At 35.7% G+C, this 14,161-nt stretch carries 10 protein-coding genes; 6 read left to right on the top strand and 4 right to left on the bottom strand.

Annotated elements, in window-relative coordinates; all coding sequences use genetic code 11:
- Positions 1 to 90 precede the first annotated feature (90 nt).
- The gene (locus tag L647_RS0113440; RefSeq protein ID WP_024611512.1) at positions 91 to 852 is read left to right on the top strand and encodes an IS5 family transposase; all 762 of its coding nucleotides are present in this window, start codon (positions 91 to 93) and stop codon (positions 850 to 852) included.
- A gap of 444 nt (positions 853 to 1,296) precedes the next feature.
- Here the strand turns inward: L647_RS0113440 and L647_RS0113435 are convergent, their stop codons facing one another.
- Positions 1,297 to 3,222: a tetratricopeptide repeat-containing diguanylate cyclase gene (locus L647_RS0113435; protein WP_024611550.1), complete on the bottom strand. Its 1,926-nt coding sequence runs from the start codon at positions 3,220 to 3,222 to the stop codon at positions 1,297 to 1,299.
- 324 nt (positions 3,223 to 3,546) lie between these two features.
- On the opposite strand from L647_RS0113435, the gene L647_RS0113430 reads away from it, so the two are divergent.
- From L647_RS0113430 to L647_RS0113415, 4 genes are all read left to right on the top strand, one after another.
- A complete protein-coding gene (locus L647_RS0113430) occupies positions 3,547 to 4,125 on the top strand; it encodes a hypothetical protein (RefSeq protein ID WP_024611549.1) in 579 nt (192 codons plus the stop codon).
- 40 nt (positions 4,126 to 4,165) lie between these two features.
- The gene (locus L647_RS0113425; protein ID WP_024611548.1) at positions 4,166 to 4,618 is read left to right on the top strand and encodes a hypothetical protein; all 453 of its coding nucleotides are present in this window, start codon (positions 4,166 to 4,168) and stop codon (positions 4,616 to 4,618) included.
- Between the two features lie 87 nt (positions 4,619 to 4,705).
- Complete coding sequence (locus tag L647_RS0113420) at positions 4,706 to 5,050, top strand: 2OG-Fe(II) oxygenase (protein ID WP_024611547.1); 345 nt, start codon at positions 4,706 to 4,708, stop codon at positions 5,048 to 5,050.
- Positions 5,051 to 5,234: 184 nt separating this feature from the next.
- On the top strand, positions 5,235 to 7,370 hold the full coding sequence (locus L647_RS0113415; RefSeq protein ID WP_024611546.1) for a TonB-dependent siderophore receptor: 2,136 nt from the start codon (positions 5,235 to 5,237) through the stop codon (positions 7,368 to 7,370).
- A 168-nt stretch (positions 7,371 to 7,538) separates the two neighbouring features.
- On the opposite strand, the gene L647_RS0113410 is transcribed toward L647_RS0113415, so the two are convergent.
- From L647_RS0113410 to L647_RS0113400, 3 genes are all read right to left on the bottom strand, one after another.
- Positions 7,539 to 8,615 carry a mechanosensitive ion channel family protein gene (locus tag L647_RS0113410; protein WP_024611545.1) on the bottom strand — a complete coding sequence of 359 codons (1,077 nt, stop codon included), beginning with the start codon at positions 8,613 to 8,615 and terminating at the stop codon, positions 7,539 to 7,541.
- Between the two features lie 298 nt (positions 8,616 to 8,913).
- Positions 8,914 to 11,046: a leucine-rich repeat domain-containing protein gene (locus tag L647_RS0113405; RefSeq protein WP_024611544.1), complete on the bottom strand. Its 2,133-nt coding sequence runs from the start codon at positions 11,044 to 11,046 to the stop codon at positions 8,914 to 8,916.
- A gap of 581 nt (positions 11,047 to 11,627) precedes the next feature.
- Positions 11,628 to 13,061 carry a sugar porter family MFS transporter gene (locus L647_RS0113400; protein ID WP_024611543.1) on the bottom strand — a complete coding sequence of 478 codons (1,434 nt, stop codon included), beginning with the start codon at positions 13,059 to 13,061 and terminating at the stop codon, positions 11,628 to 11,630.
- 308 nt (positions 13,062 to 13,369) lie between these two features.
- Here L647_RS0113400 and L647_RS0113395 point away from each other — a divergent pair, with 308 nt between their 5' ends.
- Positions 13,370 to 14,131 (top strand): IS5 family transposase, encoded by a 762-nt coding sequence (locus L647_RS0113395; RefSeq protein ID WP_024611512.1) that lies wholly within the window; start codon positions 13,370 to 13,372, stop codon positions 14,129 to 14,131.
- Positions 14,132 to 14,161 lie beyond the last annotated feature (30 nt).

Raw genomic sequence — 14,161 nt, 5'->3', positions numbered from 1 at the left:
TAGGGCGTGTTGATCTTTGCGGTATAAAAAACAAACAGCATGAGGATAAGGTATAATTGAATTCGCTAAAAAACGTTACACCGAACCCTCATGCCAAGATTAATGTTAACAGACGCGACATGGAATGTCTTATCAAAAGTAATGCACTTAAGTGGTCGAATTTATAATAAGCCTGAGCATAGAAAAACGCTCGAAGGCATACTCTATAAGATGCGTACCGGTATTCCTTGGCGAGATTTACCGTCTTATTTCGGCTCGTGGAGTGCTATCTATAGACGATTTAATTTATGGTCCAAAAAAGATATTTTGAATGAATTATTTCGTGTGTTATCCCACTATGCTGATATGGATTGGATCTTTATTGATGGCAGTATTGTCAGGGCTCACCAGCATAGTTGCGGTGCAAGAACCGCTGGCAATGAATCAATCGGTAAGAGTCGAGGTGGCAATTCGACTAAAATTCATCTTGCAGTAGATAGCGGAGGATTGCCTGTTTATTATGAATTATCCTGTGGAAATACGCATGATATCGTCCATGCAGAGTCACTTGTAGACAATTGCCCAACGAGTAATGTGGTTGTCGCAGATAAAGGCTACGATAGTGAAAAACTAAGAGAGTTTATTCGTGATAATAGCGCTACACCCGTTATTCCACGCAAGGATAACAGTTTAGTGGGTAATGAAGATATTGACTGGTGCATGTACAAATATAGGCACTTAGTTGAGAATGCCTTTGGTCGGATCAAACAATATAGAGGGATAGCTACAAGGTATGAAAAGCTTGAACGGAATTATCATTCCATGCTCGCTTTAGCATTTACTATGATGTGGCTACCAATGTGGGCTGATTAATATATATACTACAAAGATCAACAGCCCCTAGTGTAATTGTACCGATAATTCAACTTTTGATGCGGTGAATTAACCCTTTTGTGCGATAAGCTATAGATTGTCGTTGTAAAATAGAATCATATATAAATTTAAATAATCTTATTATATTTTAATGGATTAGCTTATCTTTATTAGCGACATAAATAGCAGTTCGATAATAATCGCTAACTGAATTCACGATGAATTTTCCAGTGTTTTTTAAATAATATTTACTGCGTATTTAGTGGCTTTTAGTTTTACGGGGTATGAATTGTACTGATAGAAGAATGCTTGAATTTATAAATTTAAATGGGTTTTTAGTAAAAAAACTCAATGGAAAAAATACCAATAATAAATATTTGGCGGCTTTTTTACCGCCTAATACGTATTAATTTACGACCTAAATTAAGATGATAATTGTAATTTTTAATTAATAACGACTTGATTACGCCCATTTTCTTTAGCTTGATAAAGTAGCTTATCTGCATTTTTTATCAGATCATCAAGCTGATTTTGAGTTGAGTGGCTAATAGCTGCACCAACACTAAACGTAACGGGTTCATTAAATGAAGTGTTTTTTGAGCTTATTTCAGCACAGTACTTTGACAAATTTTTATTTAAATCTGAAAAAATAGTATTAATTGTTGATACGTCCGTCGTATTTAAAATAAACAACCATTCCTCGCCACCATAACGACCAAATTCGCCATTACCTTTTAATGATTGTTTGGCTGCGTTGGCAAAAGCAATAAGCACTAAATCGCCAATATCGTGTCCAAAGCTATCGTTAATTTTTTTAAAGTAATCGAGATCGACAATTGCAATTGTTGTTGCTTGCTCTTTTATTATATTTTCAGCGAGTTGCATAATACCGCGCCTATTAAGGCATTTTGTAAGGAAGTCGGTTGATGCAAGTGCATGATACTTTTTACGTTGGGCAACTTGCCTGTAAAATAACCATAAAGATGCAAGTACCAAAATAAAAGCAATCGCTGTACTTAAGCGCCAGATCAATTTTTGTTGGTATTCTTCTTTCGCTTTAAAAGCACTAATGTCGTTTTGGTGCGCAAGGCGCAATATTTCTTCTTCCTTCTTTTTAACTTCGTATTTTACCTGCAGCGATCTTATATGATTTTCGCTAGTCGCTTCTAGGTGTTTTTTTGTATAAAAAAGTTCTTGCTCAATTGCTTCAAATGCATCGCTATCGTATCCAAGGTGTCGTTTTAGTTTATAGCGTTTACCTAAAAAATCGGATTTATAAATACTTCTACTAAATTTATCGAGTGATAGGAAAACGAGGTCGTTTGTATCATTTGCTTTTTTATATAAATTTTGTTTTTCGTAAATATCACTCAATAAAATCATTGAGGCTAACTGCATATCAAATACCCCCGCAGTGGTTGCAAGCGCTATGTTTTGATTAACAGTACTCAGCGCATCTTTATAATTACCATGCTCATATTGAATACTCGCTATTGAGTATTGAGCAAAAGTAACTCCTTTTTGCATATTGACCGATTTAAAATAAAGTAAGGCTTTTTTAAAGTATCCAATGGCATCTTTGCTGTTACCGACATCTAAAAGTGCATTGCCCAAGCTCCAATAAGCTTTTGCTGTGAGTAAGTGATCTTGGGTTTTTTCGTACGCGACAATTGCCTTTTTTGCATAATCTACGGCTTTATCTTTTTCATTTAAATAATTATATGCATCACCAATTTTACGTAAGAAAAACCCTTGCGAGGCGTTGTCAGCTTGTTCTATCGACAGGTTTAAGCCTTCAAGCGATACATCAAGTGTTTTGCTAAGCGAATCTGAACTGGTGTAATAGTATGCGAGAGCCCGATAGATAATAATTTTTTCATTTATATCTCGCTCTGGCAGCCAGGCTTCTAGTTTTTTTTCTAATGTTTTAGCTGGCGTTTGTTCTTCTTGTTGCGAGAGATACTTTAATTTTGCTTCTAGCAGTAATAAGTATAAATCCCAGCGTGCTTGAATAGCTTTCATTGCTAGGTACTTATTTACATGGGTATTTAGCGCGTCATATTGCTCATCTCTAAAAAGCAGTTCTGCATACAAAGCAGCCGCTTCTAAATGAAGTGTTTCCCAATTTTGTTCTTTACTTACCTCAAATATTTTTTTTAGCTGTTTTTTATTTTGAAGATAATCTAGTTTATTCGCTTTAAAGTGACTGATGCTACTTTTAGCTGTATCGCGATCCATTGTAAATTGAGTTGGTTTTTCAATTTGCTCATTTGCTTGTAAAGCACCGCTTTGAAATAAAAATAAAGTAAGAATAAAAAGCTTTATCCATGTGCTTTTATTTAAAACATTACTTTGAAAATTATCTGTCATATTAGTCCGTTATGAGATTATTTAGTACAAGTGTAATTTACAGCCTTGTTCAAAATTTACAAGAATAGCTAGTTAAAATGGTGGGTTTTTATTCTTATATCTAATCGTTTAGTACTTTTTTGGTGCGTTAATATTAATATATTTTGATTTTACAATTGGTTTCGAAATACAGAATACTAATTTCACTACGGTAAGATTGTTAGTAATAGTCACTTATTATATTTGTATAATAAGCAAACTTATTGTAAATAAAAAACAAAGTTTCTCTTTATAAACACGGTATACTCTTTGCAATTATGAAGTATTAGTAGAGCGCTATAAACTATGAAAACGAGCAAAGAACGAGGTTTATTTATTTTTATTATAGCGTTGTTATTGTTTTTGCTACCGGCAACTTTCTATGGATGGCATGAGAGTGAGGATCCCGCTTTTATTCCTAACCAACATTACAATTTTATTGATTCTTGGGTATTAACGTTTTTAACCCTACTTGCTTTATTTATCTTATTTAAGAATTATAAACATAACCATGGGGTACGTGAATGGCTAAAAGAATACTTTGATTTAGGGAACTGGCTGGGCAATGCCTTTATTTTACTTATAGCACCGATATTTATTTATTTGTATTTGTCCTCATTAATTTTGTTGCCAATAAAGTTGTGGACTCATTATCATTTGGGTGAGCAATGGTCACAAGAATACGTCCTAGTTGAGGTTAACGAGTGCACTAAAGACTATTATGAGTGTGTAAACCTCACATTTTCGGATTTATCTACACATAATGAGTACTCAATTAAATGGTTTCTGGATAATGATGAGTTGCTGAAACTAAAAAACAAAAAAGTAAACTTGATTGGCGAAGAAGGTTATTTTGGGTACATAGTAAATGCAATACAATGGTAAACTACCAGCTTATTAATTGTAATTTTAAAAGGAGTTAGAAATGAATTTAGGTAATTTTAACGAATCTATAAAAGGATTTTTTTGGGGCTTGGGATTTGTAATTGCGTTACTTGGAGGCATAAGTGTATATGCTTTAACGGTAGCGGCTGAGATTGACAGCGGATTTAAAAAAATGGTGAGCAATAAAGTATTAGAATCAACAACTGACTTTGATGATGACTACAAGCTCACTTTATCAGATGTTTTTAAAGATAATGGTAAAGTAAGAATTACTGCAGAGTTACAAAACATCACCAACGAGAGCATATATATGAGGGCTATAGTTGCGTCAACATTTGATAAAAATAATAAGTTTATTGGTAACTGTGTAGGGCAAAGTAATGATATGTTTTTAGCGCCAAATGAAATTAGTTATATTGATATAAATTGTAATTTAATAAAGCCGCAAGTAGAGCGAGTACACTTTGCGAAGTTAAAAGTAAGGTGGATTTAGTTTACGTACTTATTTTACCCTCTGAACCGTAATAATAAGGTCACCGCAAAAGGCTAGAGTGTTGCCTTATAAACTTAAGTTGTTTTTATGATAAATAAATTATTCAGATGGGATTGTGGCAGGCAGGAGTCTGGTTATCATAAAATGCTGTTATGTGGTGCTCTATGGCCTATAAAATTTGATGTTTACTTTATTAAATTCCCACAGGGAAGCGAAATAAAACCACACACCGACAACGTTAAAACCGGCAAGCACTTTAGGTTAAATATTGTGTTAAAGCATGCACAACAAGGCGGTGAATTTACGTGTGATAATCCAATAATAAATAAAAGTCGGGTCAAACTGTTCAGACCCGACATAAATGAACACAGTGTTTCAAAGATTGAACAAGGCTGTCGTTATATTCTAAGTATTGGCTGGATTAAGCGTTAAGTTACTTTATAAATAACAGGTGGTTTTATAGTAATGGTTACATTTCATTGTTAATAACCACCTGTTTTTGATGATATTAGTTCTAATATTTAGATGTGTTAACCCCCCTCCTGTTATTGATTATGAAAATGATAAGAGTTATCATTAAGATGTTAATTATTTTACACCTCCCTCAGGAATCATCATGTTTAACCCTAACTATTTGGCATTAAGTATTGCTGCGTCTTTATCTATTTTTTCTAATATGGCTTTTTCACAACAAAACGACGAAATTGAAAAAATTGAAGTAACAGGACGTGCTCAGCAGTTTTATTTAGAAACAGAAAGCAAGGTTGGTACTAAAACTAATTTAGATCTTATTAAGCTTCCTCAGTCTGCTCAAGTATTAACAGAGCAGCTTATTATTGATCAAGCCGCACGCGATATTACCGATTTATACCGATCAATTGCGGGTGTTAGTGAATACAGTTATTCGGGAGTTACATTTCGTGGCTTTAGAGATGACGCAAATGTATTTTATGATGGGGTGCGTGGCGACCCATATTCGGGCTTTGGTGTACCACAATTATTTAATGTTTCTCGTGTTGAAGTATTAAAAGGTCCAGCTTCTGCTTTGTACGGTGGTGGTGAGCCTGGCGGCATGATTAACTACGTTACAAAAAAACCAAGCTACACGCAAAAGCGTGAATTAAAGCTCACACTGGGTAACTTTAATACTCGTGGCGCATCAGTTGATATGACTGGCGGCTTGAGTGAAAAAATGGCGTATCGTATTGGTGGTTTTTATGAAGAGCAAGACAGCTTTCGTAATAATGCAGATTCAAAAAACACAGAACTAACAGGCGGTTTATTATTTGATTTAAGCGACTCTACATCGCTTACAACAAGTGTTGATTATATTAAACAAGACTTGGGTGGCAATCGATTGCGTGGAGTGCCAGTAGATGATAACGGTAACTTTTTAGTTGACCCTTCTTATAATGCAAATGAGTCATTTGACTATCAAGATATGGAAGCGTTAGTGCTACAAGCTGAGCTTAACCATTATTTTTCAGATAAGTTTTCAGTTAGTTCCACTCTACGATACCTTGATAATGAGCGTGATCAGGCTTATCACGAGTCGCAAAATTGGGTTGACGTAAACGGCGATGGCATTGCTAATATTGATGATGAAACTATTAGGCGAGAGTACCGCAAACAGTTTCGTGCAAACGAAGAAATTAGCTTAACAACCGATTTTGTTTACAGTGTTGATCAGGGTGATGTAGAGCATCAGTTTTTATTTGGTGGTGATTATCACATAGTCGAAACGCAATACGATTATTTGCGCGCACAATATGAAGCCGATGGCGTAGCAAATTTAAATATTTACACTCTAAATTATGGTGAAACAGATCCTAGCACCTATAACTTAACTGATTTAGATCGTGATGGTATAGATACAGACCGTTTTGGTGTATACGTTCAAGATGTAATTAGTATTGGTGAGCAATGGACTGTAATTGCTGGCCTACGTTATGACTATTTTAAAGAATTAAATAAAGAAACTGGCTTTAGCTATTCTGATAACGGTGTTACGCCTCGCGTAGCATTAACCTACCAGCCAGTAGAAAACACCTCTGTTTATATAAACTATTCTGAAAGCTTTAATCCAACATCGTCGGGCGATCAAGAAGATGTGATAGGTGAAGGAAACTTAGAACCAGAAACAGGTAAACAAACCGAACTTGGTATGAAAAACCGATGGTTTGATGGCAAAATAATGAGTACGTTTGCAGTTTACCAAATTAATAAAGAAAACGTGGTAATGAGTAACCCTGACGATACGGGATCAGGTGATGGTATTGCTGCACTTTTAAATATAGGTGAAGTAGAAAGCCGTGGATTTGAAACAACCTTAGTAGGTGACCTATCTGAGCATTGGACAATAACGGCTAACTACGCATATAACGATACGGTTGTGGTTGAAGGAGCGCTTGGCGAGACTTTTTCAGATACATTTGGTGATGGCTCACGCTTTGCTAATGCGCCGCGTCATCAAGCGGGTTTATGGTCTCGCTTTGGGCTAGATTCGATTAATTCCTCTATTGCTTTTGGTGCTAACTATGTAAGTGAGCAAGTAAGCTCTGATGGCCAAAAAGTAAAACCATTTACCGTATTTGATATGAGCTGGACGAGTCGCTTTGATGACGTGTTATTGAGTGTAAATATTAATAATCTGTTTGATAAAGAATATGCTGTAAGTGGCTTTAGTCAGCGTAACGGGCATTTTCCGGGTAGCCCTCGTGAAATTGTTGGGCAAATTACGTATCAGTTTTAGTTATTTATAAATAAGAGGGTAAGTATTACTTATCCTCTTATTTAATTAACCAGATCGTTGGTTAATAGATTTACTAACATAATAAACTATATGATATTTAAAGTTACTTTTTCTAGCTATAGATTTGCCGTTATCGCTGAAAATAGTTACTTGAGATGGATTTATTATCTAGATATCACTTTTAAATTTTGCTGCTTCTTGTGTGGTATTAATAGCTGTAATAGGGAAGGGGATAACGATGCCTTCTTTTTTATAGCGTTTATGCAACGCTTTTATAAAAGCAGATTTAACCCAAAACCGATTAAAATACTCTTTAGCTCTTAGCATTACGGTAAAGTTAATACTTGAGCTATCAAAGGTATGAAAAACTACAAAGGTATTATAATCATCCACCCCCCATTCGTGAGAGATCAGGATTTCACGTGCGACTTCTAAAGTAACTTGCTCTACAAATTCTAAATCAGAATCGTAATGTACATTTACATCAACAGGCACGCTTAGCTCTTTTTCAGGATAAAAGTAATTAATAATACGTGATTTAGACAGCTGGCTATTAGGTATAATAATCATATTATTAGGTAGCATTTTAACCCAAGTAGAGCGCCATCCTATGTGCTCTACAAAGCCTTGTTCTTTTGATTCTAGCTCAATAAAATCGCCAACCCGTATAGGCTTGTCTATAACTAACTGAACACCAGAGAAAAAGTTTTCGAGGGTAGGTTGTAGTGCAAGTGCAACCGCCAAGGATGTAATACCCAAAGAGGCGATTATTGGCGTAATAGAAATCCCCAATGTACCTAATAAAACCAAAATACCTACCGATAAAATGGTCGCTCTAATAACGCCTTTAATAATACTTTGGGAGTTAAAAATTACAGCTGATTCTTTACTGTAATAATTAACGGTGCCAATAATAAAGCGATCAAAAAAGAGAATTAATGCGAGTAAACCTAATATAATATTTATTGTTGAAAACGGAATGTACTTCGAAAAAGAAGCCTCTTTTATAATGGCTCCTTGCTCCAAAATGGTTAACAGCACAATAATAGTGCAAATTGTTAATGGTTTAGCTATTGACTCAATAAGTAAGCTATCAAATATAAATTTCGTTTTTGATGTCCACTTTTTAAGCCAGTGCATTATAAAAAAGCGGATGCAAAACAATGCAGTAGTTAAAATGAAAAGGCAAACTACAATAACAAGCCAAGGTTGTTTTGTGAGATTGAAAAGTGTATCTGCAGACATTACTTAACCCTTTTTTTACTTGTTTAAGTATTAGCAGCAAGTTATGTACCTACATGAAAAATAAACCCGAAAGGGTATTTTTCATGTAGGTGGATTGTGTATATGAGGATTAACGAGCGTTATTCTTACTTTATTTACAGACTACTTTAATTAAATGTTTTATAGAAATGCGCGCTTTAATTTTTATACTTATTGAGAAAATAAGCTCGAGACTTACCATTGGTACCTAATGGTAAGTCTTCATAATCATTTTTCAGAATTTAACCTGAACTTTACTGAAATAAGTTACGCTTAATGGCTACTCTTTTTCTATATCGACGTCTTTATCAAAAGCTAACTCATTAAAGGAGGTGACCGTATTGGGTATTGTCACCGTTTTAATTGCATTATCTATAAATGCGTTAACGCCTATCGTTTTTACAGAGCGAGGAATGGTCAAGCTGGTTAATGCATTTTGAGCGAATGTAGCTCCTTCTATCGCTGTTAAAGAATGAGAAATAGAAACAGACGTTAAGGCATTATTTACAAACACCGCAGCCCCAAGTTGGGTGACCGAATCTGGAATAGCGACCGATGTTAGTTTGTTGTTAGCAAAGGCAGCCTCGTCTATGTTAACGACAGAATTAGGCAAAGTAATACTGGTTAATGCATTGCGAGAAAAAGCATGAGGTCCAATGATAACTAATGAGTTAGATAAGCTCACGCTGGTTAATGAATTATTTGAAAAACTGAATTCACCCAATTCAGTAACAGAATCCGGGATCGTTACGCTCGTCAAATGATTGCCATAAAATGCCCAGTTGTCAATTTTTGCAACAGAACTAGGAATATCAATACTCGTTAAAATGTTATCGGAATACGCCCCACCAAGAAAAACAGTGCTCGCAGGAATAGTTATTTGACTCAGTAGATTTTTAGAGAATGCATTGCCTCCAACATCAGCTAAAGAGGAAGGGAGCGTTTCTTTAATGAGCATATTGCTGGTAAATGCAGCGCTGCCAATCTTAGTAACAGAATCGGGGATCACGACACTGGTTAATGAATTATAAGAAAACGCACTTCTCTTAATCGTTGTTACCGTGTTTGGGATGACCACACTGGTTATTCCTTGATTGGAAAAAGCAAAATAGTCTATTGTTGTCACTGCAACACCGTCAAAGTTATCAGGAATTATAATATCTTTAGCAGAACCTCTATAGCGACCAAGTGTGCCGCTTTCTTTGTCAAACTCCACACTACTTAAAGTGAGTACTGTACCACCTCGCTTTGCATAATGATCTGATGCACCAAGTCTCGACAGGGAATAATAAGGAATATCTAGATTGGTTAGATTATTTTTATCAAATGCGTAATCACCAATAATTTTAACTCTAGGAGGAACGACCACATTCGTGAGTTCATTTTTATAAAAAGCAGCTCCTCCTATACTTTCTAACTTTTCTGGAATAATCACACTGGTTAAGGCGTTGTTAGAAAAAGCCGATGCCCCAATACTACGAGTCGAGTCTGGTAACGTAATATGTGTTAATTTGTTATTAAAAAATGCGCCGTCATGAATAGATCTTATTGAATTTCCCATAGAAACGTCAGTTAGCTTATTGTCACGAAATGCAAACTTACTGATCGTCCGTATAGAATCTGGGAGGGTTAGGGTGGTTAATACATTATCACGAAAAGCGGATTCACCAATTTTATCTACGGAATTTGGAATTGTTAAATTAGCCAATAAATTATGGCGAAACGCTTCTTCTTTAATGTCTTTTAAGTTGCTCGAGAACGTAATATTAGTCAACAGGTTATTTGAAAAAGCACTCTTATCGATGGTAATTACTGAATTAGGAATCGTGATGTTGGCCAGTTTATTATTTTCAAAAGCAGATTGGCCAATATGTGTTACGGAAGAGGAAATAGTAACATTGGTGAGCGCATTTGTTCCAAACGATGAGTCACCAATGGAAATAACAGAATCAGGAATAACGACTTGTGTTAGGGCGTTATTAAAAAATACGTTTGACGTTAACATTTCCAGTGAGCTAGATATTTGTACCTCAGCTAAACGATTGGATGCAAAGGCAGAACCCCAGATATCCGTCACAGAATCAGGGATTACAACACTTTTTAAATTATTACCTAAGAACGCTTTCCCTTCAATCTCAACCAAAGAATTAGGAAGAACGACACTATTAAGACCGCGTGTTTTAAATGCTTCATAATCAATAACAGTGACAGGTATGCCATCAAAATTATCCGGAATAATAATATCTTTATAATCGGCTAGATATTCAGTAATAACACCTTTACCTTCCTCGAACTTAAAATGTACATCTTTCAATGTTAGCGTGACAGGTTCTGGTTTCGGATCACTATCAGCACACCCTGATAATAAAACGATTAGTGTGACTAAGATAAAACTAATAATGTTCGGTTTCATAACGTACCTGTTTTTGAATATGTTTTACAAAGCGCTTTATAGCAAACTTTGCTATAAGGTTTGTAAGGGCTTAATAAGTAAAATAATTGACGTAAAAAATAATAAGCTTGGGCTTTTTAGGGTGCTGTTTTTTTTGTTTAAAGTGAAATGATTGAAGGAGCGGTAAAAATATAAATAATATCGGATAACCTATAAGCAATTATTAGATGCTTAATATATCGAGTTATAAGAGAGAAATCGAAATAAAGGCATGAGTAAAATTGAAAATAAATTTATCGATATAAATAACTTAAAAATACGTTTTATGCTAACAATCTTTAAATTTGTGGGGCAGTGTAACAATTATTATGTGTGTCTTATAGAGATTTAAATGTAAGTCATGATTCACATTTATGATAAAGCTATTCAAAAGTTTGTATGATATGCACTTAGGGTGATTTTGCTTAATTGGCAATGAAGCTTAAGTGCTTTTATTGAGCTTTAGCACTTTAATTATTACCTCCTATATATTTAAAGCAATAAAGCACCGCCTACAATTGGGTTAAACCAAGTAGACGGGAGTTTATTTTATATTTTGTAATTTACATTGATTCGAGCGTTTTACCGCGTGTTTCTTTAATATATTTAACCACAAAAAATATGCTAATAAGTGCCGAAAAAGCATAGAATCCATAAGCACCCGCAAGTCCAATATTTGCAAGCATAATAGGAAAGGTCATGGTGATTGCAAAGTTAGCAATCCACTGTGCACTTGCAGCCACAGCAAGGGCTGCACCACGAATACGGTTATTAAAAATTTCGCCTAATAACACCCATACTACAGGACCCCAACTTAAGCCAAAAAATACCACAAACAAGTTCGCCATAATCAGTGCAAAAGTACCCATGTTATCGCTAAGGGCAAGCTTTCCTGCTTCATCAAGGCCTGCACTGCCAAATATGTAAGTAAGTGCACTTAGGCTCACAAACATACCAATACTGCCTATTAGTAACAGTGGTTTACGACCAATTTTGTCAACTAATGCAATCGCAATAAAAGTAGATACGATGTTAGTAGTACCTGCTAGTACATTTATAAATAGTGATTGCGATTCATCAAATCCCGCCGCTTGCCAAAGCTCAGAGCCGTAATAAAATACTACGTTAATACCTACAAATTGCTGAAAAACACTCAGTGCCACACCTACCCAGACAATAGGGTGGACTTTTTTACTGCCATCGATAAATAAATCACGAATACTTGGTTTTGTATCGCTTTGGAGTGAGCGTTTAACATCGTTTATTTGTGTATCAGCATTGTCATTCGATATTTTACTAAATACGGTTTTAGCGTCATCAATTTTACCTTGCGCAACTAAATAACGCGGTGATTCAGGTATAAATAAAACGCCGATTAAAAACAGCGTTGCAGGTGCAAGCTCTGCCCAAAACATCCAGCGCCAAGCGGCTAAGTCAAACGTTAATACTTCTTGTGCGCCACCAGCCGCATTTGCAATAAGGTAGTTACTTAAAAAAGCGGCAAATAAACCCAGTACTATTGCAAGTTGTTGTAAAGTAGCTAAGCGACCGCGAATTGTAGGAGGGGCAACTTCAGAAATATATGCGGGAGCTAAAACAGATGCTGCACCTATACCCAAACCACCAAATAAGCGGTAAAAAATAAATTCAGCTGAACTGTCGCTAATACCTGAACCAAATGCGCTAATAGCAAATATGATGGCTGTAGCAATCATAATAGATCGGCGACCAAATTTATCAGCAAGCGGTCCTGCAGCTAATGCTCCTAAAGCACAACCTAGCAACACCGACGCTACATTAAATCCGGTTGCTACACTGCTTGAGTTAAATGTATTACCAAGCGCTGAAACCGTACCGTTTATTACGCCAGAATCAAAACCAAACAAAAAGCCACCAATAGCAGCAACGGCAGAAATAAAAATAACATATAAAATGGATGCCTCAGTCGGTGTACTTACTGCCGGTATGGGCTTATTAGGTGGTGTATGTGTTGTCATTGTGTGCTCTGAACATTAATTAATACAAAGGCATATAGTATAGCAAACCATTAATGCTTAACACTTTACGTTATTAAATTGATTTCAGGTGATTATGAATGTTTGCAGCCGTTGATAAGTGCCAATTTAAATGAGTTATTGTTACTTATTTACTACCTTCACTTACTATTAATTCAATCAAGCCAGTAAAGTTAGGGATATTATTTAGTAGGATTAACTAGGGCGTGTTGATCTTTGCGGTATAAAAAACAAACAGCATGAGGATAAGGTATAATTGAATTCGCTAAAAAACGTTACACCGAACCCTCATGCCAAGATTAATGTTAACAGACGCGACATGGAATGTCTTATCAAAAGTAATGCACTTAAGTGGTCGAATTTATAATAAGCCTGAGCATAGAAAAACGCTCGAAGGCATACTCTATAAGATGCGTACCGGTATTCCTTGGCGAGATTTACCGTCTTATTTCGGCTCGTGGAGTGCTATCTATAGACGATTTAATTTATGGTCCAAAAAAGATATTTTGAATGAATTATTTCGTGTGTTATCCCACTATGCTGATATGGATTGGATCTTTATTGATGGCAGTATTGTCAGGGCTCACCAGCATAGTTGCGGTGCAAGAACCGCTGGCAATGAATCAATCGGTAAGAGTCGAGGTGGCAATTCGACTAAAATTCATCTTGCAGTAGATAGCGGAGGATTGCCTGTTTATTATGAATTATCCTGTGGAAATACGCATGATATCGTCCATGCAGAGTCACTTGTAGACAATTGCCCAACGAGTAATGTGGTTGTCGCAGATAAAGGCTACGATAGTGAAAAACTAAGAGAGTTTATTCGTGATAATAGCGCTACACCCGTTATTCCACGCAAGGATAACAGTTTAGTGGGTAATGAAGATATTGACTGGTGCATGTACAAATATAGGCACTTAGTTGAGAATGCCTTTGGTCGGATCAAACAATATAGAGGGATAGCTACAAGGTATGAAAAGCTTGAACGGAATTATCATTCCATGCTCGCTTTAGCATTTACTATGATGTGGCTACCAATGTGGGCTGATTAATATATATACTACAAAGATCAACAGCCCCTA

The sequence above is a fragment of the Pseudoalteromonas sp. TB64 genome, from assembly GCF_000498095.1.
Taxonomy (GTDB): Bacteria; Pseudomonadota; Gammaproteobacteria; order Enterobacterales; family Alteromonadaceae; genus Pseudoalteromonas.
The sequence above is the reverse complement of the archived record's forward strand: the minus strand, read 5'-3'. Positions and strand labels throughout refer to the sequence as shown.

What these genes read in the sequence shown, in the direction of transcription:
- L647_RS0113440 (WP_024611512.1), top strand. Translation starts at nt 91, where the DNA reads ATGCCAAGATTAATGTTAACAGACGCGACATGGAATGTCTTATCAAAA.
- L647_RS0113435 (WP_024611550.1), bottom strand. Translation starts at nt 3,222, where the DNA reads ATGACAGATAATTTTCAAAGTAATGTTTTAAATAAAAGCACATGGATA.
- L647_RS0113430 (WP_024611549.1), top strand. Translation starts at nt 3,547, where the DNA reads ATGAAAACGAGCAAAGAACGAGGTTTATTTATTTTTATTATAGCGTTG.
- L647_RS0113425 (WP_024611548.1), top strand. Translation starts at nt 4,166, where the DNA reads ATGAATTTAGGTAATTTTAACGAATCTATAAAAGGATTTTTTTGGGGC.
- L647_RS0113420 (WP_024611547.1), top strand. Translation starts at nt 4,706, where the DNA reads ATGATAAATAAATTATTCAGATGGGATTGTGGCAGGCAGGAGTCTGGT.
- L647_RS0113415 (WP_024611546.1), top strand. Translation starts at nt 5,235, where the DNA reads ATGTTTAACCCTAACTATTTGGCATTAAGTATTGCTGCGTCTTTATCT.
- L647_RS0113410 (WP_024611545.1), bottom strand. Translation starts at nt 8,615, where the DNA reads ATGTCTGCAGATACACTTTTCAATCTCACAAAACAACCTTGGCTTGTT.
- L647_RS0113405 (WP_024611544.1), bottom strand. Translation starts at nt 11,046, where the DNA reads ATGAAACCGAACATTATTAGTTTTATCTTAGTCACACTAATCGTTTTA.
- L647_RS0113400 (WP_024611543.1), bottom strand. Translation starts at nt 13,061, where the DNA reads ATGACAACACATACACCACCTAATAAGCCCATACCGGCAGTAAGTACA.
- L647_RS0113395 (WP_024611512.1), top strand. Translation starts at nt 13,370, where the DNA reads ATGCCAAGATTAATGTTAACAGACGCGACATGGAATGTCTTATCAAAA.